Raw genomic sequence first — 26,040 nt, 5'->3', positions numbered from 1 at the left:
TGTGGGTGGACCGGGGTGTCGACCAAGCGTACGTTCGTCCGGGGAATCCGGCAAGTCGGCCGCTTACGCGCGGCGATCACTCGCCAGCAACCCGTACAGCGCGCTGTCCGACACTTCGTCGCCGACGATCCAGCGTTCGCGCAGCAGCCCTTCCCGGACGAAGCCGAGCCGTTCGAGCAGCTGCGCCGACGCGACGTTGCGCGGATCGATATCGGCCTCGATCCGGTTCAGCCGCAGCGTGCCGAACGCATGATCGATCATGGCCGACGCCGCTTCGCGCATGTATCCGCCCCGCCAGAACGTGCGCCGCAGGCTGAAGCCGATCTCCGCGCGCCGGCATTGCTCGTTCGCGTGGAACAGCACGCATTCGCCGAGCGCTTCGCCGGTTTCCCGCAATTCGAGCACGCAGGTCAGGCTCTCCCCGCTCGCGGACGTCTGCAGGTTGCGCGCGACGCGCGCCTCGGCCTGCCCGATCTGCGTCATCGGCGAGAACGAGAAATAGCGCATCGCTTCCGCATCGGACCAGATCTCGAAGAAAGCCTGCGCGTCGGCGTCGCGAAGCGGCCGCAGGACGAGGCGGGAGGTATGCAGCGTGACGGGTTCGAACAGGGGCATGGCAATGGTCTGACGAAATCGGGACCGTGAATTAGAACACGCTCGCCGTGCCCCAACAATCGCGCGCACCCTGCGCGCCGCTGCGGGAGCGCCCCGAAAAAAGCCCGGGAGCATCGCCCGGGCCTTTCGGTTCACTTCATCCACCGCAGCGGAAGACACTCACGCCTCCAGTGCCTCCAGAACCCTCCCTTTCGTCTCGATCCCGACGAAATGCACGGTCACCGCCGCGATCAGCGGCACGACACCGATCAGGTAGAACGCCGGCGCGAGGTTCCCGCCGATGATCGCGTGCGGCACGACCATCGGTGCGACGAACGACGCGATCTTCAGCCACGCGCTGCCGAGCCCGCAGCCCGATGCGCGAATGCTCGTCGGATACTGCTCCGGCGTGTAGACGTACGCGGTGATGAACCCCGACGCCATCAACCCGAGCGACAGCGAACAGAAGATCGCGACGACGTAGACCGACGACGCGTGATAGACACCCGCGAGCGCCAGCGACAGCGCGCACAGCACGAACGACCACACGATCACCGGCTTGCGGCCGAGCTTGTCGACCAGCAGCGCCGACGCCAGCGAGCCGAGCACGCCCATCACCGAGCCGATCACCGCGAGGTTCAGCGCGAGCTGCAGCGGCGCGTGATAGAAGTTCTTGTAGATCGTCGGCAGCCACGTCGACAGCCCGTACTGGATGAACCCGCAGGTCGCCCACAACGTCGCCACCGCGAGCGTACGCTTGCGATACGCCGCGCTGAACAGGTCGCTCATCTTGCGCTTCGGATGCTGGCGCACCATCTCGTCGAACGCGGCCGCCTGCGTGACGGGCGGCAGTTCGCCGCGCACCGACGCTTCGAACACGCCCACCGCGCGCCCGGCTTCCGGGAGCCGCCCGCGCGACGCCAGCCAGCGCGGCGATTCCGGCACAAGGTGCGTGAGCACGAGCGACAGGATCAGCGGCAGCCCGCCGACGAAGTACATGATCTCCCAGCCGAAGCGCGGCACGAGCCACGCGCCGAGCGCCATCGACACCAGCAGGCCGATCGGGAACACGATCTCGTACAGCAGTACGAAACGGCCACGGCCATGCGCGCGCGTGATCTCGTTGATGTACGTCGCGGCAACCGGCAGTTCGCCGCCGAGCCCGAGCCCCTGCAGGATCCGCAGCAGCACGAACACCTCGAAGGTCGGTGCGAAGCCGCACGCGATGCTCGTGACGCCGATCACGGCCGAACTCCACGCGATCGCCTTCACGCGGCCGTGCTTTTCCGCGAGCGCCGGGAACAGGAAGGCGCCGATCAGCTGGCCGATCGCGCCGGACGCGATCAGCATGCCGATCTGCGTCGGCGACAGCCCCCATTTGTGGATCAGCAACGGCAGCGTCGCCGCGATCGTGATCACGTCGAAGCCGTCGAAGAACGTCGCGGTGCCGATCAGCACGCGCGCGCGGATCTGCATCGAGTTGGCCGGAAGCCGCTCGAGCCGCGCGATGATCGCGCCGGGCGTGGAGGCGGCAGCTTCCATCGTGGCGCGACCGGCCACGACATTGTCGAAAGTGCTCATGCGAGGTGTCTCCTGGTCTTTCGCCGGTCAGGCAAGCGCTTGGGTCGTGTCTGCCAGGGCTTCCGTATCCACTGCCCGGCCCTGGTTCATCCACTTGCGCGCGAGCTTCAGCTCGCGCGCGTTGTTCACGGCGATGACACCTCTCACATGCCCATCGCCCACAAAAAACAGCGTCGCTCGGCGCGCGGCGAGATCGCCGCGCACGACAAGCTGCGCATCGGCCGGCAGATCGCCGAGGATCTGCAGGTTCACGTCGTACTGATCGGACCAGAACCACGGAATCTCCGCGTACGGTGCGCGCACGCCGAGCACGGCCTTCGCCGCCGCGATCGCCTGGTTCTGCGCGTTGGCCCATGATTCGAGCCGCACGCGCCGCTTCAGCCAGCCGTTGTGATGGTTCGCGACGTCGCCGCACGCGAAGACCGCCGGGTCGCTGGTCGCGCCGTATTCGTCGACGACGATGCCGTCGTCGACCGCCAACCCCGCATCGCTGGCGAGCGACGCGTTCAGCGCGAGGCCGATGCCGGCCACCGAGAAGTCTGCGTCGATCGTCGTGCCGTCGGCGAGCGTCGCGCGCACCTTCGATGCATCGCCGGGCTGCGCGTCGAGCGACGCGAGCGCCGCGCCCGTCCGCACGTCGACACCGTTCGAACGATGCAGGTCGAGCAGGAAATCCGACACGATCTGCGGCACCGAGCGGCCGCACAGGCGCGGCGCGCCTTCGACCACGACCGCATCGACGCCAAGCTTGCGCGCGGTCGCCGCGACTTCAAGACCGATCCAGCCTCCGCCGATCACGAGCACGCGCCGGCTCGCGCGCAGCTTCTCGCCGAGCGCGGCCGCTTCGTCGAGCGTGCGCAGGTAATGCAGGTTCGGTGTGCTGACGATTGCATCGGGCAAGCGGCGCGACGTGCCGCCGGTCGCGATCACGAGCCGGTCGTATTCGATCTCGCGGCCGCTTTCGGTCGTCACCACGCGGCGTGCGCGATCGATCGAGGCCGCGCGTTCCGGCTGCCACGCTTCGACGTTCAGCGCGTCGAATTCGTCGGGACGCACGACGCGTACGGTTTCGATGTCGGCGTCGCCGGCCAGCACGGCTTTCGACAGCGGCGGACGCTCGTACGGCAGATGCGGCTCGTCGGCGATCATCACGAGGCGGCCCGCGAACCCTTCCGCGCGCAGCGTCTTCAGCACCCAGCCGGCGGCCTGGCCGCCGCCGATCACGACGACCGTGCCCGGCGCGGTCGATTCCTGCGAGTTCGTTTCGCTCACGATTTCCGCTCCGTCATGAACTTGCCTTCCGGCGCCTTCGCGTTCTTCTGCCGGCGCGTGTTGCCGTCGAGGCCGCCGTCGACGGCCCATTCGGCGAACACGGTCGGGCCCGGCTCGAATTCGCGCGGCTGCCACTCGGGCGTCAGCATGTCTTCGTCCGCGTAGTACTCGATCAGGCCGCCGGCGGGATTCTGGAAGTACCAAAAGTACGCGGACGACACCGGATGGCGACCCGGGCCGAGTTGCGTTTCCCAGCCGCAGCGGTCGATGTGCATGCCGCCGCCGAACACTTCGTGGATGTCGCGCACGGTGAACGCGACGTGGTTCAGGCCGCGCTTGCCATTCGGCAGCGCGAGCAGGAACAGGTCATGGTGACCGCCGTGCGGCGCGCAGCGCATGAACGCGCCGCGGCCCGGATAGCGGTCCGACGTCTCGAAGCCGAGCAGCTTGTGATAGAACTTTTCCTGCGCGTCGAGGCAGTTCGTGAAGAACACGACATGGCCGACCTCGACCGGCTCGGCGCGCGCATAGATCGGGCTCGGCTGGTCGACGCGCAGCGTCCGGCCCCACACGTTCGACGGCGAGCCCGTGATGTCGAGTTCGCGCTTGCGCGTGACTTCGACGCGGATCGCCATCCCGTTCGGGTCGATGCAGCCGACCGCATCGTCCTGCGCGTAGTAGCCGGGCTGGCCGGCGAGCTTGGTGCGCAGCGCGTCGAGTTCGCCCTGTGTCGCGACGCCCCACGTGACTTCCCGCAGCGTCGGGCCTGCTTCGAATGCAGGCGGCAGCGCCGGATCGTCGGCCTTGACGGCCAGCACGGTGCAGCCGTTCAGCGTCTCGAAACGCGCGCGCGTGTCATCGTGCGCGACTTCCTTCATCCCCCAGTCGGCGAAAAAGCGCCGGCAGGTCGCGAGGTCGTCGACGCCGTACGTGATCTGCTCGATTCCCAAAATGCTCATTGCGTCATTCTCCTTCGCTCAGTTCGCCCACGGCAGCGGCGCGTCGTTCAAGCCCCAGTAGAGGCTCTTCTGCTGCATGTACTCGCGGATGCCGAGGCGCCCTTTCTCGCGCCCCATCCCGCTCTCCTTCCAGCCCGAGAACGGCGTGGAGATCGAGAACAGCTTGTACGTGTTGATCCACACGGTGCCCGTCTCCAGCGCGCGCGCGATGCGCCATGCCCGCTTGTAGTCGCGCGTCCAGATGCCGGCTGCCAGGCCGAACACACTGTCGTTCGCCTGCGCGATCAGCGACGCTTCGTCGTCGAACGGCATCGCGACGAGCACGGGCCCGAAGATTTCCTCCTGGCAGATGCGCGCGCTGTTCGGCAAGCCTTCGAGAATCGTCGGCTGATAGAAGAAGCCGTGCTCGCGCCCGTCGCCCGACGGCCGCTCGCCGCCGCACAGCAGGCGGCCGCCTTCCTCGAGGCCGAGCGCGACGTAGCGCTCGACCGATTCGCGATGCTTCGCGGTGATCAGCGGCCCCATCTGCGTGTCGGGCCGCGTCGGGTCGCCCACGCGCAGCTTGCGCGCGCCGGCCACCAGGCGTTTCATGAATTCGTCGTACACCGCGCGCTGCACGAACAGCCGCGAACCTGCGATGCACGCCTCGCCCGACGAGCTGAAGATGCCGTACAGCACGCCGTTGACCGCGTGATCGAGATCGGCGTCGTCGCACACGATCGTCGGCGACTTGCCGCCGAGTTCGAGCGACACCGGCATCAGCTTCTCGGCCGCGAGGCGCGCGATGCCGCGGCCCACTTCGGTGCCGCCCGTGAACGACACCTTCTTCACGAGCGGATGACGCACGAGCACGTCGCCGATCACGGAGCCCTTGCCCGGCAGCACGCTCAGCACGCCCTTCGGCACGCCGGCTTCCTCGCAGATGCGAGCCAGCGCGAGCGACACGAGCGGCGTGACCTCGGCCGGCTTGAGCACGACCGCATTGCCGCCGGCGAGCGCCGGTGCGAGCTTCTGCGCGTCGGATGCGATCGGCGAATTCCACGGCGTGATCGCCGCGATCACGCCGATCGGCTCGTACACGCTCATCGTCAGGTAATCGCCGCGCGACGGCGTCAGCTCCTCGTCGAGCGTTTCGAGGCACGCCGCGAAATAGCGGAACGTGTTCGCGGCGCTGGCCACCAGCACGCGCGTCTCGCCGATCGGCTTGCCGTTGTCGCGACGCTGCAGGTTCGCGAGCGCCTCGTGGCGCTGCATGATCAGGTCGGCGATGCGGTACAGCACCTGCGCGCGCTGGTGCGGCTTCAATCCGGCCCAGTCGGCGCGGCGCCACGCGGCGTCGGCGGCCTCGACGGCTTCGGCCGCGTCTTCCGCGTTCGCCGTCGACACTTCCATGTTCAGCGACTGGTCGGCCGGATAGATGCTCGCGTAGGGCGCGCCACGGCCGCGCCGCCACTCGCCGCCGATCAGGATGTTGCCGTCGGGTACGAGGCTCGTATCGAAAGGAGTCATGTCACAAGTCCCACAAATCTGTCTCTGCGCGTCCGCCCTCGCCGTGGCGCGGGCGGACGGTCCAAGGCCCGGTCAGATCACGCAGCGGGCCGCGCGGTTACGCAGCGCGCGGATCGCGCTGAACGCCGTCAGCGCGGACGTCTTCGGGTTGTCGGGCAGCGGCTTGCCGCTCATCTCCAGCGACATCTCGCCGAACGCGCCGCGCGCGGTGAAGCGGTGCACGTTGCGCTCGACCGCCGGATCGGCAATCAGGCGCACGCGCGTCGCGTCGAGGCCGAGGCCCGCGAGCGCGACGGTTGCCGCGACGTTCGCGTTCTTCGGATACAGCCGCGCGGCGTCGCGTGCGGTGCCTTCGAAGATCACCTGTTCCCCGGTCATCGCATGCAGGTCGCACAATGCCTCGGCCGGCGTACCGAGCCAGCCGAGCGGCGGCTTGCGACCGACGTACAGCACTTCGTCGAGACCGCCCTGCTTCGCGGACGCCAGCGCGTCGATGCCGCCGATCGCGCCCGACAGCAGCGTCACTGTCGTGCCGCCCTCGTCGGCCGCCTGCGACAGCAGGTCGAGCAGCGCGAGATCGGACAGTGCGCCGATCGAGGCGACCGCGCAGTCGGTGCCGGCCTTCAGGAGCGGCACGACGTGATCGACGAGCGCGCCGTGACCGGCGCATTCGAGCGCGAACTCGGGGCGGCGGGCCAGTGCGTCGACCGACGACACGACCTCCACCGCGCTGCCGAGCACGCCCTGCACCGCCGCGCGCTGGTGTTCCGGCACGATCACGTGCGCGACGCGCAGCGACGCATCGTGCTCGACCGCGCGGTACACGGCCGCGCCGATCGCACCGAAGCCGATCATCGCGACGTCGACGGGTGCGTGGTCCCGCTTTTGCCCGTTACGCATACTGGCGCTCCGTCGGTTCTTCCTTCTTCACCGGCGGGCCCGCGAAGTTCGATGCGAACGAGCCGACCGACAGCATGTCGACTTCGACCATCACCGGGCCCTCCTGCGCCATTCCTTCGCGCACGATCGCTTCTGCGTCGTCGAGCGACGTGATCCGGTAGTGCGCGAGGCCGAAGCTCGCGCAGAACTGCGCGAAATCGGGCTGGTGCAGCTGCACGAAGCAGCGGCGGCCGCCGTAGTGCGCGTCCTGGATGTTGCGGATCACGCCGTAGCACTGGTCGTTCATCAGCACGATCATCACGTTCGCGTTTTCCTGCACGGCCGTGACGAGCTCGCCGACGTTGACCATCAGGCCGCCGTCGCCGACCAGGCAGACCGTCTTCGCGGCCGCGCCCGCGAGCGCCGCGCCGATGCCCATCTGAATGCCCTGGCCGATGCCGCCGCCGAGCGCATGCACGCCCGAGCGCGGCTCGAAGATCTTCAGCAGGCGGTTGCCCCACGTGCTGTTCGAGATCGTCACGTCACGCACCCAGTTGTAGTCCCGGCCGACGGCGCCCTGCAGCGTGTCGACGAGCTTCTTGTAGGGCCCGAGGCCTTCCGCCACGCTGGCGACGGCCTGCTCGCGCGCCGCCGCGAGATCGGCCGCGAATTGCGGATCGACCGACAGGCGGCCTTCGAGGCGGTCGGCCAGCTCGGCCAGCACGCGCTTCGAATCGCCGTGCACGAACAGTTCGTTGCGATAGCCGCGGTTGTCGGCGAGCGCGTCGGCATCGACGCGGAACAGCGGCTGCGGCAGCGCGAGCTTGTATTTCAGCGTCTCGTTGCCGCGCAGGCGCGAACCGACGACGACGAGCGCGTCGCAGGTCTTGTAGAACGCTTCGACGGCCGCATGCACGTTGAACGCGCCGAGCGTCGCCGGGTGATCCTCGGGCAGCACGCCGCGGCCCTGCACGCTCGTCACGACGCCGAAACCGAGTTTCACGAGGCGCTCGACTTCCGCGCGTGCATGGCGCGCGCCGCCGCCGAGCCACAGCAGCGGACGGCGCTTGGCCGCCAGTGCGTCGGCAAGCTTCGCGACGCGTGCGGAATCGTGCTCGTGCACCGTGACATGCGCCGGCGCGAGGTCCTCCGGCCACTCGATTTCAGCCGCCTGGATGTCGATCGGAATCTCGACCGACACGGGGCCCGTCGGCGCGGTTTGCGCGATGCGCACGGCTTCGCGGATCGTCGGCAGCACGGTTTCGACCGTCCGCACGCGGAACGCGGCCTTCGAGATCGAGTCGAGCATCGACAGCTGGTCGGGGGCCTCGTGGATGTACGCCAGATCCTGATCGAGGTAAGGCGTCTCGATCTGCCCCGTCACGTGCAGCAGCGCGGTGCCGGCCGTCAGTGCCTCGACCATCGCGCCGGCGGCGTTGCCGGCCGCCGTGCCCGTGCTCGTGAACGCGACGCCGAGGCCGCCCGACACGCGGGCCAGGCCGTCGGCCATGTTCAACGCACCGGCTTCACCGCGCGCGCCGACATACCGGATGTTGCCGCGCGAGTTGATCGCGTCGAGGATCGGCATGTTGTGGATCGAGATGACACCGAATGCGGTTTTCACGCCGCACTGCTCGAGAAAGGCGGCAATCAGCTCGCCAACCGTGGTTTTTTTAGACATGGCGTGCAAAGCCTCCAGAAACGTCGATATGGCTGCCCGTCGTGTACGACGACAGATGCGTTGCGAGATAAAACAGTGCCCAGGCGGCCTCGTCAGGCTTGCCGAAGCGATTCAGCGGAATGTTCTTCTTGCGGGCGAGCGCGCCCGTCCAGTCTTCCCAGCTTTCGCCGGGTTGTGCTTGTGTTTCGTAGCGACGGCGCCACTGCCCCGACTCGACGATGCCGATCAGGATCGAGTTCACGCGGATGCGTTGCGGCGCCAGTTCGGTCGCGAGCGACTTCACGAGGCTCAGCACGCCCGCGCGCGCCGACGACGTCGCGACCATGTGCGGCTCGGGCTGCAGCGCGAGCAGCGAGTTCACGCAGGTGATCGTCGGGGCCTGCGCGTCGCGCAGCAGCGGCAGGAACGCACGCGTCGGGCGGATGATACTGAAGTACTTCAGTTCGAGTTCTTCGCGCCATGCGTCGTCGGTCGTATCCGCGAAGGTCGACACGCGGCCCTGGCCGGCGTTGTTGACCAGCATGTCGGCGCGGCCGAAGCGTGCGGATACCGCTTGTGCGAACGCGTTGACATCGGCTTCGTCGAGCACGTTGCAGCGTGCGGTCAACAGTTGCGCATCGGCGTACTTGTCGCGCAGCATCGCTTCGGCGCGTGCAAGGCGGTCGCTGTCGCGGCCGCAGATGGCGACCGACGCACCGGCCTGCAGGAACCGTTCGGCCGTCGCGAGGCCAATGCCGGACGAACCGCCCGTCACTACCGCAACCTGCCCGGTCAAATCGATCTCAATCATCGGAGTCCTAAAGCCTTCATGAACGTATGCTCGTCATCCGAGCGGTAGTTGAGCCGCCGAGACAGTTCCGCCGCCGCGCGCTGCACCTTGTCGATCAGTCCGTCCGCGATCAGCGCCGCGTCGATTTCCGGACGCGGCACCGTCACCGTGATGCACGCGACGATCTTCTGCGTCTCGTTGCGCACCGGTGCCGTCACCACCGAAATCCCGCGCTCGAACGACGAATTGCTGACGCCGTAGCCTCGCAGTGCATCCTCGCGGATCACTTCGTACAGCGCGTCGACCGTTTCCGGCGTCGCGTTCGTCATCCGGTTCAGCGCGCCTTCCGGATACAGCGCGTGCAGCTCCTTCAGCGACAGGTCGCCCATCAGCACATGGCCGTGGGTCGTCGCATGCGCGGGCAGGCGCGTGCCGACGTTCACGCGGATCGAGCTGAACACCGGCGACTGGCTCTGCGCCTTCGCGACGAACACGACGTCGCGGCCGTCGCGGATCACGATGTGCGTCGTGAAGCCGGTCGCATCGCGCAGGCTTTCGATCACCGGCAGGCCGAGGTCGGTCAGCTCCAGCGAGCTCAGGTATTCGAAGCCGAGCCGCAGCACGGCGATGCCGAGCTTGTAGTTGCGATCCTTGTCCGCGCGCTCGAGGAAGCCGAGCGATTCCAGCGTCTGCAGCAGACGGAACACCGTCGTGCGCGGAATGCCGAGCCGCTTCGACAGTTCGGGCGCGCCGAGCACGGGCTCGCGCGGCGAGAATTCGGCGAGGATCCGCAACCCGCGTTCGAGGCCAGGCACCACATAGCCGGCGTCGGACTTCGTGTTGTCGGAAACCGGTTGTTCCAGCGGTTCGCTCATGCCTGCCCCCGCTGTTGGTCGCACTGGCGGCAGAACGTTTCGATCAGCGCGGAATAAACGGCCGGCGCCTCCACGTAGCCGGCATGACCGGCTTGCGGAATCACCTGCAGCGCGACGTGCGCGGCTGCGGCGATCCGCTCGCACGCGGCGGGCGGCGTGATCGCGTCGTTCGCGCCGACGGCCACGGCCGTACGGCCGCGAAAGCCGGCGAGATCGGTGGCGAGATCGGCGTTCGCGAGCAGATGCGTGGCCTGCGCGTAGCCGGCCGGCACGATGCGCGCCATGTTCCAGCGCACCCATGCCTTTGCATCCTCGTTCGCGAAACCGGACAGCATGTTGCCGCTGCGCTGCTCGGCGAGCCCGGCCGGGCCGAGTTCCGCGAGCATCGCGAGCCGCGCGTCGCGGCGCGATTCGCGGGTTTCGGCCGGTGCGCTGCCGTAGCCGCCCGCGGGCGACACGAGCAGCAGGCCGGCGATCCGCGCGGGCATCACACGGGCGAGACCGCCCGCAATGATCGCGCCGAGCGAATGACCGACCAGCACGCAACGATCGATGCCGAGTGCCTCGAGCCACGCGTTCAGCGCTGCCGCGTAATCGGCGGCGGCCGGCGACGCGCCGTGCACGGGCGTCGATACGCCGTATCCGGGTGCGTCCCATGCGAGCACGCGGCGCGACGCGCCGAGCGTGTCGAGCTGGCGGACCCACGATGCGGCGCCCGAGCCGATCCCGTGCAGCAGCACGACGGGCAGCGCACGGCCCGCATGCTGCGCGCCGGCCTCACGGTAACCGATCGTGCCCGCCGCGCCGGTTGCGCAACGCTGCTCGGGAAACCACCCGAGCAGCGCGGCGAACGCCGCGGTGCGGTCGCGTTCACGTTTGTCGATGACACTCATTGCTTTACCGGCTCCGTCTCAACGCTTGATCTTCGCGAGCGGCGAATCGGGCGGATACGTCGGCGTGACCGGCTTCGGCGAACCGAGCATCACGCACATCAGCGCATCTTCCTCGCCGATGTTGATTTCCGTGCGATACACGCCCGGCGGCACCGAGATCAGGTCGCGCTCGCCGAGGACCGCTTCCCACGTCTCGCCGTCGCGCTCGCAGATCACCTTCATCTTGCCGCGCAGCACGAAGAAGATTTCCTCGACGTCCATGTGGATGTGGCTCGGGCCGATGTTGCCGGCCGGGATGACCATCGTCGAGAACGTGAAGCCGCCGGCCGGCACCGTGTTGACGTCCTTCGCGACGCCCGTGCCGCCCGTGCCGACGTAGCGCATCTGCGCACGGCGGTACTTCGGGTCGTAGTCGGCCTGGAACTTCAGCGCGTCCCAGTCGTAGCGCCGCGTCGCGTAACGCGCGACGCGCCCTTCCATCCAGTCGTCGAAGCTTGCACCTTCCGGCTGGTCCCACGACTTGCGTTCGAGATCGGCGTCCGCCATCGTCCTCTCCTTCATTCAGTGTGAAAACATCAATTCATTACGAAGCCGCCGTTCACCGGCAGCAGTTGACCCGTCACGAAGCGCGCGCCGTCCGACAGCAGGAACAGCACGGGGCCCGTGACGTCGTCGGGTACCTGCGCGCGCGTCAGCGCGCGGCCCTGCATATAGAACGCATGACGCTCGGCCGGTACGTAGGCAGTCGCCTCGACTTCGGTGAGCCCCGGCGCGATCGCGTTGACCGTCACGCCGTGCGCGCCGAATTCGCGTGCCTGCGCATGCGTCATCGCGATCACCGCGCCCTTGCTCGCGACGTACGCGAGCAGCTTCGGCGCGCCCCACAGCGCGGTGTCCGACGCGAGGTTCACGATCGCGCCGCGGCCCGACTGCGCGAGGTGCGGCAGCGCTGCATTGCTGACGAGCCACACGCCGCGCACGTTCACGTTCATCACGGCGTCCCACGTCGACACGTCGAGCTCCGTGGACAGCTTGCCGCCCGAGTTCGTGATCGCCGCGTTGTTGATCAGTGCGTCGATGCCGCCGAGCGCCGCCGCGCCCTGCGCGACGAACGCGTCGATGCTGGCCGGATCGGCGAGGTCGAGCGCGAAGAAATGCGCGGCGTGGCCGGCTTGCGTGAGTTCGGCGGCCAGCGCACGGCCCTCGTCGGCGAGCACGTCGCCGAACGCGACCTGCGCGCCGGCTTCGACGAGCGCCTTCACGAACGCCGCGCCGAGCCCGCGCGCACCGCCCGTGACGAGCACGCGGCGCCCCGGCAGCGACACGACCGGAGCGAGCTCAGCCATTCGCGGGCTCCGACGCGGCCTGTGCGGCGCGATGCGCATCGAGTGCGGACAGGTGTTCCTGCGCACGCTGGCGCAGCATCCGGCGCACGCGCGTGATGCCGACGTCGTGCTGGTACAGGTATTCGTGATCGCGCGCGTGCGGCGCGAGGCTTTCGAGGACGTAGCGGTCCTGCTCCAGCACGTCCCAATGCAGGCCTTCGAGGCGGTTGCGATACATGAAGCGCCACACGTCGCGCTGCCAGCCGCTGACCTTGCGCGTCCGCCAGAAATAGACCTGGCAGTTGTCGCCGTCGACCGGCGTCGCGAAGCCGATGATCCCGAAGTTGCCGCCCGGGCCGAACTTCTGCTTGTACGGAATCGCGAGGCGCATCCACAGGCAGCCCGTTTCGCCGAGCTCGACCCAGTCGAAGTTCACGTCGCGCTGGCCGATCTTCTCGAACATCAGGCCCGTTTCCGTCTTGCGCACGCGCATGTCGGCCTGCTTGTCGCCTTCGGCCATCGAGTGCGAGGTGGCGTGCAGATACGCGCCGTGCATCGGATCCATCACGTTGTCGATCGCGTACTGGTAATTGCACTTCCAGTTCGACACGCACAGGAAGTGGCCGTACTCGTCGGCGACCAGTTCCTCGGGCAGGTTCAGCGGCGCCGGCTCGCCGTGCGCTTCGTCGCCGAACCACAGGAAGATCGCGCCGGCCTTCTCTTCGACCGGATACGACTTCACGCACTTCGTGCCTTCGAGCGGACAGTTCGACACGGCCGGCACGCGGTTGACCGTGCCGCCGCCGTCGACCTCGATGCCGTGATACCAGCACGCGATGTTGCCGCCGAGGTTCCAGCCGAGCGACAGGCGCGCGCCGCGGTGCGGGCAGCGATCTTCCAGCGCATGAACCTTGCCGTCGTGATCGCGCCACAGCACGATCTGCTCGGACAGGCGCGTGAGGCCGACGGGCGCATTCGACACCTGCCAGCTCGGTGCAACGGGGTACCAGTAGTTCTTGATGCCGCGGTCGAGATAGTCACGGACCGGGTCGTGTTGGACTGCGTGTTGTACGGGGGACGTCATCAGTGTGCTCCGGATGCGGTTGTCGGGTCGGCGCTCAGGCGCGCGGCGCGGTCGGTACGCTCATTCCGCCAGCGCGGCCATTTCGGCGCGGAAGCGCTCCGCGGTCCACGCGGTACCGTCCGGTGCGCGGAAGCCGATGCGGTTCAGGCCCGCGACGACATCGTCCAGCTCGGTTGCGCCGCTCTCGAACACGCGTTCGAGCGCATCGCCGAGGTCGTTCTCGTACTGCGTCGGTGCGGCCTTGCGGTTCTGCCAGACCTGGTTCTCGACCTGGCCGGGGACCTCGATCTGCCCCTTGCCCGCGACGTTGTTCGGCTGCGGTGCCACCCACGGCTTCAGGAAGGGATTGAAGTTGACCGTCGCTTCTTTCATGTCATTCCACCTTTACTTGGATTTCTTCACCGGCGAGGCGCACCGCGTACTGCTTCAGCGCGCGTCCACCCGGACCCTTCAGGCATGCACCCGTCCTGATGTCGAACACGGCTTCGTGCAGCGGGCATTCGACCGTGCCTTCGTCGACGAAGCCCTGCGTCAGCAGCGCGTATGCATGCGGGCACACGTTCTCGAGCGCATACACGTCGTCGCCGACGCGGTAGATCCCGATTTCCACGCCGTCGGTCCGCTTGAACTCGATCGGCGTGTCTTCCGACAGCGCGCCGGCGTGACCGGCGCAAATCCATTGCTCAGACATCTCACACCCTTCCTTCTGATCGACTCTCGGTTTGTTCCGATTTGTTCCATATTCGGAACAGCAGTTTATGTATGGTGATTATAGAAGTGACTTTCCACGAGTAAAACAAAAAGCTGCATGTCCTAGGGAAAACACTGACCGCCTGGTCGGCAATCGCTCTCGACTACCTTGTCGAATGTAATTTTTTGTTTTACTGCGGGGATTTATCGTCTTTTTCGAGACATGCGGCACCAATGCCGGGCATCGGCACGAAGCCCTTCCGTCCCGAAAAATTTATTTTTGATCCGGCGCTTGACGCCTCTATACTTCATTCCACCAGAGGCACATTGTTCCTTATATGGAACATACGAATGCCCGCCAGATGGCGCATCCCTGCGCGACGGACGGCCGTCCCCGCGCACGACGCCACGGCACGTTTTCATCAGGTTGGAGATTCAGGAGATCAAATGATCAAGCAAGCGGTAGCAGCAGCAGTGATCGGATTGGGCGCCGCGTCGGGCGCATGGGCGCAGAGCAGCGTGACGCTGTACGGCAGCCTGGATGCGGGCGTCGCCTACGTGAACAACGTCGGCGGCCATGCAAAGTGGGCGATGATCCAGGGCAACACCCAGCCCGACCGGTGGGGCCTGAAGGGCAAGGAAGATCTCGGCAGCGGCCTGTCGGCGATCTTCCAGCTCGAAAACGGCTTCTATACGAACAACGGCCAGTTCGCGACCGCGAACACGATCTGGAACCGCGCGGCATTCGTCGGCCTCAGCTCGGACCGCTACGGCACGCTGACGCTCGGCCGCCAGACGCCGCTGTCGTTCGACTATCTCGATCCGCTCAGCACGGCCTATCTCGCGTTGAGCTGGTACGCGTTCCACCCCGGCAACATCGACGGGCTCGCCGCGACCGGCAACGTGCCGTACAACAACGCGATCAAGTACCGTTCGCCGGCCTTCGCGGGCTTCTCGGCCGCGGCCACGCTGGCGCTCGGCAACACGACGAACTTCTCGACCGGCAAGTCGGTCGGCGTCGCGCTGAACTATGCGAACGGGCCGTTCAAGGCGTCGGCCGTGTACTCGAGCGAGCACGACCGCTCGATCCTGATCGGCCAAACCGGCATCACCTCGTTCCAGGGGCAGAACACCGCGAACGGCTATCTGGCGAACAAGGTGGAGAACATCGGCGCGGGCGCGTCCTACCAGTTCGGCGACTTCCTCGTCCATGGCCTCTACACGCGCACGAAGATGCAGTCGAACGGCTTTTCGGATACGTTCCAGAGCTACGACGCGGGCGTGAACTACCGCAGCAGCGTGTTCAACACGATCGCGGGCGGCGCGGCGACGACGACACTGGCCGGCCGCCGCTGGACGCAGGTCGAGCTCGGCGACATCTACGCGCTGTCGAAGCGCACGCAGCTCTATGCGAACGTGCTCTACGAACACGGTTCGGGCGGCGCCAAGGCTGCATTCTTCACGGCCGGCGTGTCGAGCACCGCGAACCAGGTGATCGTGCTGACCGGCATCCACCACTCGTTCTGAGCGGTGCCGGGCATCCGGTGCCGGAAATGAAAAGAGCGGCCCCCTTGGGCCGCTCTTCTTCGTTTGCAATGCCGCGTGCAGCGGCCCGTCCGATAGGTGGGCGTCAGAACATCGCGACCTTGTGGCGCGCATGCGCGAACGTCGGGTCGCTTTCGAGCGGACGGTAGTTCAGCCGCTGCGACAGGTCGACCGCCGCGCCGCACACGGCTTCGACGAGCCGCTCCTTCTCGCCGGCCTCGCCGATCTCCGAACGCGGTACCGTCGCGGTGATCGCCGCGACGATCGAGCCCGACTGATCGCGCACGGGCGCCGTCACGGCGGAAATGCCGCTCTCGAATGCCGCCTCGCTGACCGCATAGCCGAGCCGCGCGTAGTGGCGCACGCGTTCATACAGCTCGTCGACGCTGCCCGGCGTGCGTTCGGTGAACTGCTCGAGTTTTTTCTCCGGATAGAGCTGACGTAGCGCATCGCGCGTCAGGTCGCCCATCAGCACGTGGCCGTGCACGGTGGCGTGCGCGGGCAGGCGCGTGCCGACGTGCACTTTCACCGAACCGAACATCGACGTATTGCTCTGCGCCTTCGCGACGAACACGACGTCGCGCTGGTCGCGGATCAGCAGGTGCGTCGACAGGCCGGTCGCATCGCGCAGCCGTTCGAGCACGGGCGTGCCGAGATCGGTCAGTTCGAGCGAATTCAGGTATTCGAAGCCGAGCCGCAGCACGCCGACGCCGAGCCGGAAATAGCGGTCGCCGTTCACGCGCTCGAGGAAACCGAGCGCCTCGAGCGTCTGCAGCAGGCGGAACGTGGTCGTGCGCGGAATGCCGATGCGCTTCGACAGCTCCGGCGCGCCGAGCACGGGCTCGCGCGCGGAGAATTCGGCGAGGATCCGCAGCCCGCGTTCGAGCCCCGGCACCAAGTAGGACGAAGCGCCGCCGGACGATTCGTCGTCGCCAGGCGGCGCCGGATCGGGTGCGCCGCTCATCGTTGTCTTGACCATGTGGACATGGACGAAAGGAAATCAGTCACGGAACAGGTCATGGATCATCGTGGATAGTCAGTCATGCTACCTCAGCGCGCGCGCCGGATCGCACCGGCACGCATCGCCGCGATGCAGCATGCGCTGCCACGCCGCCATGCGGTGTCATTCAAGGTCGAGAGGATAGCAGCGTTGGACGGCGCGACGCCATGCGGAAATGGCCGGACGACGGGCCGGCGCCCGCCTGGCCGAACGGTGCGGCCGGCCCGTGCCCGGCATGGCGCGCCGGTGCACCGGTGTGCCTACAGGCGCGACAAGTAGACGCGAAGGCTCGCGCGGTCGTAGGTGAAGCCGCCGGCCGGGTCCCGCTCCAGCACCCGCGCAAGATCGACCGCATACATCCAGCCGCTGCCGAGCAGGCCGCCGTTGATCGCGCGGATCCGGCTGCCGCCGACGGCGATCGCGGCATGAAACACGTTGCCGTTCCGGGAGAAGCCGACCGCGGTGCCCGCCGGAATGCTCGCACGCCCATCCCACTGATCGCCGGTCTCGAAATTGAAGCGCGGCTTCCACAGCTGGCCGATCGTGTCGAGCAGCGTGCCGGGCGAGATCAGCGCGTCGGCGCGCAGCAGATACCGGACATAGGCCGCGGCGTCATAGCAGACGCCGCCGGATACGTACTCGTTGATGTTGGCCATCCCGAACATCAGCGCTTGCGCGTGTTTTTGCCGTTCGCCGAGGCCGGATTGGGCGACATGCCCGCCTAGCTGGGTCAGTTGCATGGATAGCTCCTTGTGAGGAAGACGGACACCATCGTCCCGCCAACGCAATAACCTCGTATCTTATTACGATATCCACCGGCGTCGACCAGGCTCCGGGCGTCTCGTTACGGCGCGCGTGCCGCCGCCGGTGACGACGCCGGATCGACTGCCTGCGCATCGGGATTCGGCGCAAGCCGCAAACGCACGCGCAGCGGCTGCAGCATGTCGGGCGGCGGCGGCTCCGCCAGCGGGCCGGCCGTGAGCAGCTGCCGCAGCGTCGCGTCCGCATCGGGATCGCCGAGCGACGCGAACTCGACGCGCGTGACGGCGCCGTTCGCACCGATCCACGCGCGCACGACGATCGCGGGCGGCGGCGCATCGGCACGCGCGTTCAGCACGCGTGCTTCGAGATAGCGGTGCAGCCGGTCGGCTGCCGCGCCGTCCGCCTCGAGCCACGCCTGGAACTGCTGCCCGGCGAGCTGGCCATAGCGGATCCACGTGGCCGGCACGTCGGCGGTTTGCGCGACGGCGGGCGCGGCCCCCGCGACCAGCGCACACGCCACGACGATTCCCCTCAGCCATCCGGATGCGCCCCGCTCCTGCATTCGCTTCATCCCGCCTCCGTTTTCAATCGCGCGCGCGCGCCGCCCGGCCGCGCCCGCTCACCCGATCTCGATCGGCACATACAGCCGCGTGCCGCCGCGCTGGACGAGCAGCGCGACGTTGCCGTGCGCGGCGTCGATCTCGGTCATCAACGCGCCGATGCTCGCAACCGGCGTGCCGTTGACCGACAGCACGACATCGCCGGGCTGCAACCCGGCACGCGCAGCCTGGCCGCTCGCCTGTTCGACGACGAGCGCCTGGCCGACGCCGAGCCGCTGGCGCTCCTGCTCGGTCGCCGCGCGCAGCGCGAGCCCGAACCGTGCGGGCCCCTGTTCGCCGCCTGCCGACGCCGTGCCGCTGTCGAATGCACCGACCGTCGCGGTCACGTGCATCGCGCGGCCGGCACGCCACACGAGCAGGTCGGCCTGCCGCCCGGCCCGCATGCCGGCGACCGTGCCGAGCAGGTCCGCGGATTCGGCCACCGGCTTGCCGTCGACTGCGAGCACGACGTCGCCGGCCTGCAATCCTGCATGCGCGGCCGGGCCGTCCGGCTCGACCATCGTGACCAGCGCGCCGTCGGGGCTGGCGAGGCCGAACGAGCGCGCGAGCGCCTGGCTCACTTCCTGCAACGCGACGCCGAGCCGGCCGCGCGTGACCTTGCCGGTGCGCAGCAACTGGTCCTTCACGTCGAGCGCGATATCGATCGGAATCGCGAACGCGAGCCCCTGGTAGCCGCCCGTCTTCGAGAAGATCATCGAGTTGATCGCGATCACGCGGCCGCCGAGGTCGAACAGCGGGCCGCCCGAATTGCCGGGATTGATCGGCACGTCGGTCTGGATGAACGGGATCGCGCGCTCGCCGGGCAACGAACGCGATTTCGCGCTGACGATGCCCTGCGTGACCGTGTTCGCGAACCCGTACGGCGAGCCGATCGCCATCACCCAGTCGCCGACTTCCGTGCGCGCGGGGTCGCCGGTCGCGACGACCGGCAGGTCGTGCGCGTCGATGCGGATCACCGCGACATCGGACACGGGATCGCTGCCGATCACGCGCCCCTTGAACTGCCGCTTGTCGGTCAGCTTCACGTCGATGGCGACGGCGTCGCCGACCACGTGCCGGTTGGTCAGGATCACGCCGTCCGCACTGACGATGAAGCCTGAGCCGAGGCTCACTTCCTCACGGTTGCCGATCACGCGCCGCGCGAGAAACGGCGCGAGCGGATGATCGGGCGCGATGCCGGGCGGCAACTGGATGCCCATCTGCGTGACTTCGCGCGTGACGCTGATGTTGACGACGGCCGGACCGACACGCCGGACCAGCGCGGCGAAGTTCGGCAGCGCGACGGTCGGCGGTGTCGCACCGGGCTGCGCGGCGCGCTCGGCCGACCGTGCCGGCGCACAAGTACAAGCGCACGCGAATGCGAGCATGCCTGCCATTGCCCGCAGCACCATCGCCCGGCCCGTCTGCCTGACCGCTCTCATGTCGCTGTTCCTCGTCGGTTCCGGCCAATCGCGCGGCGCGGACATCACTTCGGCGGCACCGCGACTGGCGCATCGGGCCGCTGCGGCGTGATCGACCGGCCCCAGTTCGTGCCGAAGCGGTTCCGTTCGGTCGACAGGTTGAACGTGCCGAGACGGTTCGACGGCTGCTTCGACAACCGCTCCGAATCCGTTTGCGATGCGCCCGCCTGCGGCTCGGCCGTCGGCTTCAGCTGCTGACTCAGGCAGTCGTACGACAGCGCGCGCTTGCCGTCGACTTCCGCATCGACGCACACCGGCTTCGCCGCCGATCCGGCACTGGCCTGCGCCGGTGCGTGGCCGCCCTGCGCGTGTGCGCCGGCCGCCAGCAGCAGGCAGACGAGCGTCGCGAATCCGTTTCGTCGCACCTTCATCCGCGCCTCCTTCAGTGATGTCATCGCGCCGGCGGCCGCACTCACACGCTCGCGCCCGGCGCCTGCGCACGCGCGAGGAAACGCTCGAACGCCGCGCGCTCGGCCGCGTCGACGGCCGGTTCATGTGCGTCGGCGTGCTGCGCCCACGCGTCGCGCATACCGTCGACCGGCTGCCACGCGTGCACCTGCGCACCGGTCGGATACGGCGTCACGAGCGGCTCCCGATAGTCGACGCGAAACAGCGGCGGCGCGGTGCTGCCGGCCGTCCACAGATCGCCGACGTCACGCACGCTCGCGTCGAACCAGAACCGCACCCATCGCACCGTGGGCGCGCGCGCGTCGTCGGCCGGCGCAGCGGCGCCCGACACCTCCGGCACGCGCAGGAAGCCGGCCAGCACGAGCAGCACGGCCGCGAGATCGTCGTCGCGCAGCATCCGGTACGACCAGAGATCCGCGACATCCACGCACGCGATCACCGCGATGAAGCGCCCGATCGTCAGCGCGGGACACGCGCGCCGCATCAGCGCGTAATGGCGCGGCCACTGCGCGACGAAACGCTCGCGATGCACCGCCGCGACCTGCACGTCGCGCGCCGCGCGGATCGTCAGCTCGTCCGGTTGATACTGGCGGGTCGTGAGCACGCACTGCGCGGAACAGCGCGCGCTCCGGTGCCGCGCATAGCCGCCCGCGCCGGGCAACGGCTCCAGTGCGCCGAAGCACAGCGGGCAATGCGTCGGCCACTCGCCGGGCCGGCCCGGCCACGGGTTCGCCTTCGGCATGCGCGGACGGTCGGTGGCGGCCGCGCGACGCCGCCCCGGCGTGCGCGCGTCGGGCACCTCGACGCGCGGCGTCGAACGGACGGTTGCCATGGGCGCGCCTACCGGGCGGACGCGAGCGCTTTCTTCAGCGCGTCTTCGTTGATCGGCGCGTTCGCGGCCAGCTTCGCGAGATACGCCTGGGCATTCTGCTGCGTGCGCTGCGCGCGCAGCATCGCGCGCAGTTGCTCCTTCACGTCGGCCAGCGGGCGCGGCGCGGCTGCGCGTATCTCGATCAGCTTCACGACGTGAAAGCCGGACGGCGTCTGGATCGGCGCGGAGACCTGGCCCGGCTTCAGCGCGTCGGCCGCCTGGCGGACCGCCGGCACCATCAGCTGATCGGGCACGAAGCCGAGATCGCCGCCGTTCGCGGCGCTCGCCGTGTCTTGCGAATTCGCCTTCGCCAGCGCCGCAAAATCGCCGCTGCGTGCCCGGCTCGCGAGATCGGCCGCCTGCTTGCGCGCCTTATCGAGCGTCGCGGCGTCCGCGTTCGGCGGCACCGCGATGTAGATCTGCGCGACATGCAGCGCGCGCGGCGCCATGAACGCCGCGCGGTTCTTGTCGTACGCGGACTGGAGCTCCGCGTCCGACGGATAATCGGCCGCCGGCGCGTTCACCGACGCCAGATAGCTGCGCACGACGATGTCGCGCTGTGCTTGCTCGACGGCCGACTGCACCTGCGCCTGCTTGTCCCAGCCCTTCGATTTCGCCTCGGCCAGCACGGCCTTCTGCGCGAGTGTCGAACGCACGACCTGGTCCAGCGCCGCCGGATCGGCCGCGAGGCGCTCGCGCCCTTCGGGGCCCACCGTCTTCAACAGCGCCGCGAAGTCGGCCTGCGTGACGGACGCCTGCGCGGCGTTCGCGATCACGTCGTCCTGGGCATGCGCAACGAACGGCGCACCCAGCACGAGACTGCCTGCCACCATCGCCCGCATCTTCATTTTCGTCATCATGGTTCGACTGCCCTCTGGATTGCTCTCTTGAAATGCGGACGCCGCATCAGCGCGCGCCCGTCAGCGTCACGCGCAGGACGAGCGGTTGCGCCATCCCGCGCGGCGGCGCCAGGCCGACCGCCCTGCCGACGAGCGCAGCGTGCAGCGCGGCGTCGAGCGCCGCTGGCCCGGCCGCCGCGCTGTCGGCGCGCGTCACCCGCCCGCGCCGGTCGAGCCATGCACGCACCGGCAGCACGGGCTCGGCGTCGCCGGCATCGGCCAGCGCATCGGCCCAGCGCTCGACATCGCCGCGCAGGCGGCTCGCGGCGACATCGTCGCCATCGAGCGCCGTCTGAAACCAGCGCGCCGTATGTTGCGCATAGTCGCCCCACGCGGCGGGCGCATCATGCGCGGCCGTCGCGCCGGATCGCGTGCGGCCCGGCAGCCACGCGCGCAGCGCGGCGCCGATCCGGCGCGCGACGATCATGATTGCGCAGCCGCCTCGATCCCGGCCGCGGCGGAAGTTGCCGCCTCGCCGTGCCGTTCGCCCGCCGCCGCACGCGCCGCCGCTTCCTGCTCGGCCATCGCGGGACGATTGCGCAGGTGCAGCAGGAACTCCTGGATCAGCCGGTCCCACAGCTCGATCGTCGAACGCAGGTAGCGTTCCGACACGCCGCCCGCGACGACGACGTCCATCTCCAGCGCGAGAAACTGCCCGTGGCTCGCGAGACGCGCAAAGCGCTTGGTGCGGTTCCAGTCCGCGACGAGTTCGGCGGGCAGTTCGCCCTGCACCTGCAGCACGCACGACAGCGTGTAGTCGATGTACGGCAGTGCGGCGAGCTGCGTATCGGCACCCTGCGGCGCAAGCGGCGCTGCCGGGTTGCCGAAGCGCACCGCAAAGCCGATGCCCTGGCTCGCGCTCATCAGTTGCACCGTGCCGTTCTGCTCGGCCGCCGTCACGCGGTAGCCCGCGCGGCGCAGCACGTCGGCCAGGCGATCGGCGCTGATCGCTTCGATCGGCGCATCGTGTGCCGTGCGTTCGTCGCCGGCGTTCGGTTGCTTGTCTTGCATGTCGGTGTCCCCCGTATTCGACGAATCGATGAATTTCAATGACGTGCCCGGCTGCCCGCTCACGGTGCGCTTGCAGCCGATGCCGGTGCCGCGGCGGCCGCACGTGCGGCCGGGTCGTACTTGCCCGCATACAGCGCATCGCCGTAGCGTTGCGCGAGATCGTCGTACTTCACGCGCGCCGACTGCGCGAACGGCTGCCGCGACGAGAAGAACGTGCCGATCCCGACATGCTCGTACGCGTCGAGAATCTCGTGCCCCACGCGATACAGCTCGGCATTGTGTGCCTGGCAGGTTTTCAATTGCGTGTCACGCGCGGCGGCATCCTTCTGCAGCTGCGTGTGCTGCGCATCGCGGGCGCGCGACACGGCGAGCAGGTCTTCGTAGGACGCCTTGTATTTCGCGAGCGACTTCGCATCCTGCTCGCGGCCGGCCCGCTCCTGCGCGAGCGCGCGCTTCGTGGCCGCCTCGGCGCCCGAGTCGCCGCGGGCCGCCGCAAGCTGGCCCTGCATCGCCTTCAGTTGCGCGAGCGCGTCGTCGCGCTGCTTCTCGGCCGCCGCCTTGTCGCTCTGCAACTGCGCCTGGCCGTCCTGCAGCTGGCGCAGCTCCTGCACGGTCGAGCGCAACTGGCTGCGCAGCTTGTCCTCGATGCTCTGCGCGTGCGCGCCGCCGGCCGCGAACAGCAGCGCGCCGGCCACGGCGGCCGCCAGCATCGTGCGAGTGGTCGTGTTCATTCGCGGCTCCGGTCAGAAGCGAGCATTGAGCTCGATCTGCAGCACGTCGATCGACACCGGCGGCCCGTACACTTCCTTCGAGCTCAGGTAGCGGGCCGACACCCACGTGTCGCGCGCGACCGCATACGCGGCACCGATCACGTAGCCGCGCGCGTTGGTGCCGCCGAGATGGAAGTCGGGATCGTTGAACGCGTCGAGCACGGCGTCCGGCTGCAGGTACTTGTACGCGATCGAGAAATTCCACTGGCCCTTCTCGCGCGGCTCCGGCTCACCGACCGTCGCCTTCGCGAGGAAGCCGCTCGGGCCGCTGCGGTAGTCGGCACGCGTCGCGTTCACCGACGTCGATTCGTAGTTGTTGACCGGCAGCGAGGCCGCCGCGAACGCCTTGTTGTCGTTGTACGCGAGGTTGCGCACGTATTCGCCGTCGAGCCGCAGCTTGAAGCGGTCGGCCACCACCGTGTCCCACTGCGCCTTCAGGTCGAGCAGCCGGTAGTTGTAAGCGAGCCCGAACAGTTGCGGCTGCGGCGTCATTCCCGGCGCGAGGTTCGGGTTCTGCACGATGTTGCGCAGCGCGATCAGCGTGTTGCCGCCCTGCATGAACGTGGGCGCCTCGTTGTCGGTACTGCAGCTCGTCGGGCCTTGCCCCAGCGCGCACGGCGACGACAGCGTGCCGCGCATGTTCTGGAAGTCGTAGTACGCGACCGCGCCGCGCAGCCGGTTCTTCGCGTCGATCTTCCAGTCCGCGCCGAACTGCGCGCCGAACATCCACTTCGTGTCGCTGCCGGCCTTTTCGGTGCTGTTCGACGGGAAGTTCTCGCTCGTGTACTGGATCGGGAACACGCCGAGCGTGCCGAACAGCGTGACGTCCGGATTCCACGGCAGCGCATGGCGCAGGTTCGCGGCGAGCCCGTCCATCATCAGGTCGTCGGAGAACACGAGATCCGACTTGAAGAACGGGTTGTCGAAACGGCCGGCCGTCAGGTTCAGCCACGAGGTCGGCTTGTACGCGAAGAACGCCTTGTTCAGCCAGATGTTCTTCTTGCCCCAGCCGCCGCCGGCCGTTCCCGTCGTGGAAACCGGGCCGTTGTCGTTGCCGCTCGCGAGCTGGAGGCCGGCCGTCATTTCGTCGGACAGCGTCGCCGTCACGCCGAGCCGTGCGCGGTAGCGCAGCAGGTTGTTGCGGTTCTGCGTCGTGTTCTGCGTCGGCAGCTGCGTCGTGTTGGTGTTCGGGTTGATGTCGAACCCGCCGCCCTGGTTGATCGCCGCGAAATTCGTGACGTTGTTCGCGTTGCGGCTGCCGTAGAAGTGATATTCGTCGCGCACGCGCAGGTCGCCGTCGAGCTTGATGCGCGACACCCAGTCGGGGAACGTGTTCGGCTGCGCCCAGTTCTCGGCCTTCGCCTGCGCGATCACTTCCTGCTTCACCTGGTCGCGGATCTGGTCGCGCACGAGCTGCGGCACGTACGGCACCGCGACGTCGCCCGGCTGCGTCGGCGGGTTGACCACGCCGCCCGCCATGACCGGTGCGCCCGACGCGCGCGCCGACCTCGCCTGCACGGCTTCCGTGCGCGCCTCGCTGATCAGCTCATTGGCGTTCTGCTGCGTGAGCACGCCGCGCTTCACGAGCAGGTTGATCAGGTTGATCACCACGCTTTCCGTCGGCGCGGCCTTCCCCGATGCCGCCTGCGCTTCGAGCGATTGCCCGTGCGCGGCAGACGTGCACGTCAGCCCGAGCGTCAGCACCGCCGCGCCGACACGCGACAGGCGCGCGGGCAGCGCGCCGTTGCGGGGCACCCCACCCCGTTCGTTCATCTTCCGAATCATCGAAGCACTCCGAACAATTTTCGTTTCTTTTCCGGCAGCATCCGTGCGACGGCGCTGCCCCATGATTCTTGCGTGGTCTCTCTCGCGCATCGTCATGCCGGCTTGCGGCCCTGGAGCCTGACGAGCACCGGATACGTCGTCGCCGGCGGCGGTACTTCATCGACCCGGCCGAGCGCCTCCACCGCCGCGACGACGGCCGTGTCGATCTTCGCGTCGCCGGTCGACTGCGCGATCGTCACCTTCGTGATCCGCCCCGACGCATCCATCCACAGGTTCAGGCTGCCCGCGAAACGCGCACCGCCGGCGTCCTGCACTCCCTTGTCCTGCTCGATCGCGCGCTGCAGCACGTACACCATGTATTGCGCGTAGCTCGCATTGCCGAACTTGCCGCCTCCGCCGCTGCCAATCATTCCCGAGCCGTCGCCCGCGCCGATGCCGAAGCTGTCGGTGCCGGCCTGCGCATCGGCATTCATCGTCATCTGCTTCGGCTGGTTGTCCGACGGCTTCGGCGCCTCGGACGGCTTCGGCGCGATCGTCGGCCGCTCGACCGGCGTCTTGACCTCTTCCTTCACCTTCTCGGGCGGCGGCTTCTGCTTCGGCGGCGGCGGGGGCGGGGGCGGCGGCAACGGGATCACCGTCGTCACCTGCGGCGCGCTCACGCGCTTCACGCCCGCAGTATCGCCAGCGAAATGCCAGATCAGCGCGGCCAGCCCCGCGAGCACGAGCGCGATCGCCACCGGCTTCACGAAGCGGCCGGGGCCTTTCTGCGGCGGGCCGCCGTTATAGGTCATTTCCATC

The 26,040-nt window shown here is 68.3% G+C and carries 28 protein-coding genes; 1 reads left to right on the top strand and 27 read right to left on the bottom strand.

Features of this window, described 5'->3' with window-relative positions; all coding sequences use genetic code 11:
- Positions 1-63: 63 nt before the first annotated feature.
- The 15 genes from AC5LXX_RS21550 to AC5LXX_RS21480 form a co-directional block, all read right to left on the bottom strand.
- Complete coding sequence (locus AC5LXX_RS21550; protein ID WP_493413067.1) at positions 64-615, bottom strand: GNAT family N-acetyltransferase; 552 nt, start codon at positions 613-615, stop codon at positions 64-66.
- A 159-nt stretch (positions 616-774) separates the two neighbouring features.
- Positions 775-2,175 carry an MFS transporter gene (locus AC5LXX_RS21545; protein ID WP_493413066.1) on the bottom strand — a complete coding sequence of 467 codons (1,401 nt, stop codon included), beginning with the start codon at positions 2,173-2,175 and terminating at the stop codon, positions 775-777.
- 27 nt (positions 2,176-2,202) lie between these two features.
- Positions 2,203-3,447 carry an NAD(P)/FAD-dependent oxidoreductase gene (locus AC5LXX_RS21540; RefSeq protein WP_493413065.1) on the bottom strand — a complete coding sequence of 415 codons (1,245 nt, stop codon included), beginning with the start codon at positions 3,445-3,447 and terminating at the stop codon, positions 2,203-2,205.
- Positions 3,444-4,406, bottom strand: a complete 963-nt coding sequence (locus AC5LXX_RS21535; protein WP_493413064.1) for a VOC family protein — start codon at positions 4,404-4,406, stop codon at positions 3,444-3,446. The genes AC5LXX_RS21540 and AC5LXX_RS21535 overlap by 4 nt, the downstream gene beginning before the upstream one ends.
- Positions 4,407-4,424: 18 nt before the next feature.
- On the bottom strand, positions 4,425-5,915 hold the full coding sequence (locus AC5LXX_RS21530) for an aldehyde dehydrogenase (protein WP_493413063.1): 1,491 nt from the start codon (positions 5,913-5,915) through the stop codon (positions 4,425-4,427).
- Positions 5,916-5,987: 72 nt separating this feature from the next.
- Positions 5,988-6,815, bottom strand: a complete 828-nt coding sequence (locus AC5LXX_RS21525) for an aspartate dehydrogenase (RefSeq protein WP_493413062.1) — start codon at positions 6,813-6,815, stop codon at positions 5,988-5,990.
- Positions 6,808-8,475: a thiamine pyrophosphate-binding protein gene (locus tag AC5LXX_RS21520; protein WP_493413061.1), complete on the bottom strand. Its 1,668-nt coding sequence runs from the start codon at positions 8,473-8,475 to the stop codon at positions 6,808-6,810. The genes AC5LXX_RS21525 and AC5LXX_RS21520 overlap by 8 nt, the downstream gene beginning before the upstream one ends.
- Positions 8,468-9,265 carry an SDR family oxidoreductase gene (locus AC5LXX_RS21515; RefSeq protein ID WP_493413060.1) on the bottom strand — a complete coding sequence of 266 codons (798 nt, stop codon included), beginning with the start codon at positions 9,263-9,265 and terminating at the stop codon, positions 8,468-8,470. The genes AC5LXX_RS21520 and AC5LXX_RS21515 overlap by 8 nt, the downstream gene beginning before the upstream one ends.
- Complete coding sequence (locus AC5LXX_RS21510; RefSeq protein WP_493413059.1) at positions 9,262-10,119, bottom strand: IclR family transcriptional regulator; 858 nt, start codon at positions 10,117-10,119, stop codon at positions 9,262-9,264. The genes AC5LXX_RS21515 and AC5LXX_RS21510 overlap by 4 nt, the downstream gene beginning before the upstream one ends.
- Positions 10,116-11,012, bottom strand: a complete 897-nt coding sequence (locus AC5LXX_RS21505; protein WP_493413058.1) for an alpha/beta fold hydrolase — start codon at positions 11,010-11,012, stop codon at positions 10,116-10,118. Before AC5LXX_RS21505 ends, AC5LXX_RS21510 begins: the two co-directional genes overlap by 4 nt.
- An 18-nt stretch (positions 11,013-11,030) precedes the next feature.
- Positions 11,031-11,558, bottom strand: coding sequence for a cupin domain-containing protein (locus tag AC5LXX_RS21500; protein ID WP_124446787.1), 528 nt, complete (start codon positions 11,556-11,558; stop codon positions 11,031-11,033).
- 29 nt (positions 11,559-11,587) lie between these two features.
- Complete coding sequence (locus tag AC5LXX_RS21495) at positions 11,588-12,358, bottom strand: SDR family oxidoreductase (RefSeq protein ID WP_493413057.1); 771 nt, start codon at positions 12,356-12,358, stop codon at positions 11,588-11,590.
- On the bottom strand, positions 12,351-13,421 hold the full coding sequence (locus AC5LXX_RS21490) for an aromatic ring-hydroxylating dioxygenase subunit alpha (RefSeq protein ID WP_493413056.1): 1,071 nt from the start codon (positions 13,419-13,421) through the stop codon (positions 12,351-12,353). The genes AC5LXX_RS21495 and AC5LXX_RS21490 overlap by 8 nt, the downstream gene beginning before the upstream one ends.
- A gap of 60 nt (positions 13,422-13,481) precedes the next feature.
- The gene (locus AC5LXX_RS21485; RefSeq protein WP_493413055.1) at positions 13,482-13,793 is read right to left on the bottom strand and encodes a recombinase-like helix-turn-helix domain-containing protein; all 312 of its coding nucleotides are present in this window, start codon (positions 13,791-13,793) and stop codon (positions 13,482-13,484) included.
- Position 13,794: 1 nt separating this feature from the next.
- Entirely contained in the window at positions 13,795-14,112 is a 318-nt protein-coding gene (locus tag AC5LXX_RS21480) for a non-heme iron oxygenase ferredoxin subunit (RefSeq protein WP_124479326.1), read from the bottom strand.
- 446 nt (positions 14,113-14,558) lie between these two features.
- Here AC5LXX_RS21480 and AC5LXX_RS21475 point away from each other — a divergent pair, with 446 nt between their 5' ends.
- Positions 14,559-15,638, top strand: coding sequence for a porin (locus AC5LXX_RS21475; protein WP_493413054.1), 1,080 nt, complete (start codon positions 14,559-14,561; stop codon positions 15,636-15,638).
- 103 nt (positions 15,639-15,741) lie between these two features.
- Here AC5LXX_RS21475 and AC5LXX_RS21470 read toward each other — a convergent pair whose 3' ends face one another.
- From AC5LXX_RS21470 to AC5LXX_RS21415, 12 genes are all read right to left on the bottom strand, one after another.
- Complete coding sequence (locus AC5LXX_RS21470; RefSeq protein WP_124446776.1) at positions 15,742-16,635, bottom strand: IclR family transcriptional regulator; 894 nt, start codon at positions 16,633-16,635, stop codon at positions 15,742-15,744.
- A 281-nt stretch (positions 16,636-16,916) separates the two neighbouring features.
- Positions 16,917-17,396: a type 6 secretion system effector deamidase TecA gene (gene tecA / locus AC5LXX_RS21465; RefSeq protein ID WP_493413053.1), complete on the bottom strand. Its 480-nt coding sequence runs from the start codon at positions 17,394-17,396 to the stop codon at positions 16,917-16,919.
- Between the two features lie 104 nt (positions 17,397-17,500).
- Positions 17,501-17,989 (bottom strand): YbaB/EbfC family DNA-binding protein, encoded by a 489-nt coding sequence (locus AC5LXX_RS21460; protein ID WP_493413052.1) that lies wholly within the window; start codon positions 17,987-17,989, stop codon positions 17,501-17,503.
- Positions 17,990-18,037: 48 nt separating this feature from the next.
- Entirely contained in the window at positions 18,038-19,459 is a 1,422-nt protein-coding gene (locus tag AC5LXX_RS21455) for a Do family serine endopeptidase (RefSeq protein WP_493413051.1), read from the bottom strand.
- A gap of 44 nt (positions 19,460-19,503) precedes the next feature.
- Positions 19,504-19,869 carry a hypothetical protein gene (locus tag AC5LXX_RS21450; protein WP_493413050.1) on the bottom strand — a complete coding sequence of 122 codons (366 nt, stop codon included), beginning with the start codon at positions 19,867-19,869 and terminating at the stop codon, positions 19,504-19,506.
- Between the two features lie 41 nt (positions 19,870-19,910).
- On the bottom strand, positions 19,911-20,738 hold the full coding sequence (locus AC5LXX_RS21445; protein WP_493413049.1) for a hypothetical protein: 828 nt from the start codon (positions 20,736-20,738) through the stop codon (positions 19,911-19,913).
- A gap of 8 nt (positions 20,739-20,746) precedes the next feature.
- Entirely contained in the window at positions 20,747-21,637 is an 891-nt protein-coding gene (locus tag AC5LXX_RS21440; RefSeq protein WP_493413048.1) for a peptidylprolyl isomerase, read from the bottom strand.
- Positions 21,638-21,683: 46 nt separating this feature from the next.
- Positions 21,684-22,103, bottom strand: coding sequence for a hypothetical protein (locus AC5LXX_RS21435; RefSeq protein ID WP_493413047.1), 420 nt, complete (start codon positions 22,101-22,103; stop codon positions 21,684-21,686).
- Positions 22,100-22,687: a YbjN domain-containing protein gene (locus AC5LXX_RS21430; RefSeq protein ID WP_493413046.1), complete on the bottom strand. Its 588-nt coding sequence runs from the start codon at positions 22,685-22,687 to the stop codon at positions 22,100-22,102. Before AC5LXX_RS21430 ends, AC5LXX_RS21435 begins: the two co-directional genes overlap by 4 nt.
- Before the next feature lie 59 nt (positions 22,688-22,746).
- Entirely contained in the window at positions 22,747-23,418 is a 672-nt protein-coding gene (locus AC5LXX_RS21425; protein WP_493413045.1) for a hypothetical protein, read from the bottom strand.
- Positions 23,419-23,430: 12 nt separating this feature from the next.
- Positions 23,431-25,242: a putative porin gene (locus tag AC5LXX_RS21420; protein ID WP_493413044.1), complete on the bottom strand. Its 1,812-nt coding sequence runs from the start codon at positions 25,240-25,242 to the stop codon at positions 23,431-23,433.
- Between the two features lie 92 nt (positions 25,243-25,334).
- On the bottom strand, positions 25,335-26,039 hold the full coding sequence (locus AC5LXX_RS21415; protein WP_493413043.1) for an energy transducer TonB family protein: 705 nt from the start codon (positions 26,037-26,039) through the stop codon (positions 25,335-25,337).
- Position 26,040 lies beyond the last annotated feature (1 nt).

The organism is Burkholderia torrens, assembly GCF_984668525.1.
This window is presented reverse-complemented; position numbering and strand designations above follow the sequence as displayed.

What these genes read in the sequence shown, in the direction of transcription:
- AC5LXX_RS21550 (WP_493413067.1), bottom strand. Translation starts at nt 615, where the DNA reads ATGCCCCTGTTCGAACCCGTCACGCTGCATACCTCCCGCCTCGTCCTG.
- AC5LXX_RS21545 (WP_493413066.1), bottom strand. Translation starts at nt 2,175, where the DNA reads ATGAGCACTTTCGACAATGTCGTGGCCGGTCGCGCCACGATGGAAGCT.
- AC5LXX_RS21535 (WP_493413064.1), bottom strand. Translation starts at nt 4,406, where the DNA reads ATGAGCATTTTGGGAATCGAGCAGATCACGTACGGCGTCGACGACCTC.
- AC5LXX_RS21530 (WP_493413063.1), bottom strand. Translation starts at nt 5,915, where the DNA reads ATGACTCCTTTCGATACGAGCCTCGTACCCGACGGCAACATCCTGATC.
- AC5LXX_RS21525 (WP_493413062.1), bottom strand. Translation starts at nt 6,815, where the DNA reads ATGCGTAACGGGCAAAAGCGGGACCACGCACCCGTCGACGTCGCGATG.
- AC5LXX_RS21520 (WP_493413061.1), bottom strand. Translation starts at nt 8,475, where the DNA reads ATGTCTAAAAAAACCACGGTTGGCGAGCTGATTGCCGCCTTTCTCGAG.
- AC5LXX_RS21515 (WP_493413060.1), bottom strand. Translation starts at nt 9,265, where the DNA reads ATGATTGAGATCGATTTGACCGGGCAGGTTGCGGTAGTGACGGGCGGT.
- AC5LXX_RS21510 (WP_493413059.1), bottom strand. Translation starts at nt 10,119, where the DNA reads ATGAGCGAACCGCTGGAACAACCGGTTTCCGACAACACGAAGTCCGAC.
- AC5LXX_RS21505 (WP_493413058.1), bottom strand. Translation starts at nt 11,012, where the DNA reads ATGAGTGTCATCGACAAACGTGAACGCGACCGCACCGCGGCGTTCGCC.
- AC5LXX_RS21500 (WP_124446787.1), bottom strand. Translation starts at nt 11,558, where the DNA reads ATGGCGGACGCCGATCTCGAACGCAAGTCGTGGGACCAGCCGGAAGGT.
- AC5LXX_RS21495 (WP_493413057.1), bottom strand. Translation starts at nt 12,358, where the DNA reads ATGGCTGAGCTCGCTCCGGTCGTGTCGCTGCCGGGGCGCCGCGTGCTC.
- AC5LXX_RS21490 (WP_493413056.1), bottom strand. Translation starts at nt 13,421, where the DNA reads ATGACGTCCCCCGTACAACACGCAGTCCAACACGACCCGGTCCGTGAC.
- AC5LXX_RS21485 (WP_493413055.1), bottom strand. Translation starts at nt 13,793, where the DNA reads ATGAAAGAAGCGACGGTCAACTTCAATCCCTTCCTGAAGCCGTGGGTG.
- AC5LXX_RS21480 (WP_124479326.1), bottom strand. Translation starts at nt 14,112, where the DNA reads ATGTCTGAGCAATGGATTTGCGCCGGTCACGCCGGCGCGCTGTCGGAA.
- AC5LXX_RS21475 (WP_493413054.1), top strand. Translation starts at nt 14,559, where the DNA reads ATGATCAAGCAAGCGGTAGCAGCAGCAGTGATCGGATTGGGCGCCGCG.
- AC5LXX_RS21470 (WP_124446776.1), bottom strand. Translation starts at nt 16,635, where the DNA reads ATGGTCAAGACAACGATGAGCGGCGCACCCGATCCGGCGCCGCCTGGC.
- tecA (WP_493413053.1), bottom strand. Translation starts at nt 17,396, where the DNA reads ATGCAACTGACCCAGCTAGGCGGGCATGTCGCCCAATCCGGCCTCGGC.
- AC5LXX_RS21460 (WP_493413052.1), bottom strand. Translation starts at nt 17,989, where the DNA reads ATGAAGCGAATGCAGGAGCGGGGCGCATCCGGATGGCTGAGGGGAATC.
- AC5LXX_RS21455 (WP_493413051.1), bottom strand. Translation starts at nt 19,459, where the DNA reads ATGAGAGCGGTCAGGCAGACGGGCCGGGCGATGGTGCTGCGGGCAATG.
- AC5LXX_RS21450 (WP_493413050.1), bottom strand. Translation starts at nt 19,869, where the DNA reads ATGAAGGTGCGACGAAACGGATTCGCGACGCTCGTCTGCCTGCTGCTG.
- AC5LXX_RS21445 (WP_493413049.1), bottom strand. Translation starts at nt 20,738, where the DNA reads ATGGCAACCGTCCGTTCGACGCCGCGCGTCGAGGTGCCCGACGCGCGC.
- AC5LXX_RS21440 (WP_493413048.1), bottom strand. Translation starts at nt 21,637, where the DNA reads ATGATGACGAAAATGAAGATGCGGGCGATGGTGGCAGGCAGTCTCGTG.
- AC5LXX_RS21435 (WP_493413047.1), bottom strand. Translation starts at nt 22,103, where the DNA reads ATGATCGTCGCGCGCCGGATCGGCGCCGCGCTGCGCGCGTGGCTGCCG.
- AC5LXX_RS21430 (WP_493413046.1), bottom strand. Translation starts at nt 22,687, where the DNA reads ATGCAAGACAAGCAACCGAACGCCGGCGACGAACGCACGGCACACGAT.
- AC5LXX_RS21425 (WP_493413045.1), bottom strand. Translation starts at nt 23,418, where the DNA reads ATGAACACGACCACTCGCACGATGCTGGCGGCCGCCGTGGCCGGCGCG.
- AC5LXX_RS21420 (WP_493413044.1), bottom strand. Translation starts at nt 25,242, where the DNA reads ATGATTCGGAAGATGAACGAACGGGGTGGGGTGCCCCGCAACGGCGCG.
- AC5LXX_RS21415 (WP_493413043.1), bottom strand. Translation starts at nt 26,039, where the DNA reads ATGGAAATGACCTATAACGGCGGCCCGCCGCAGAAAGGCCCCGGCCGC.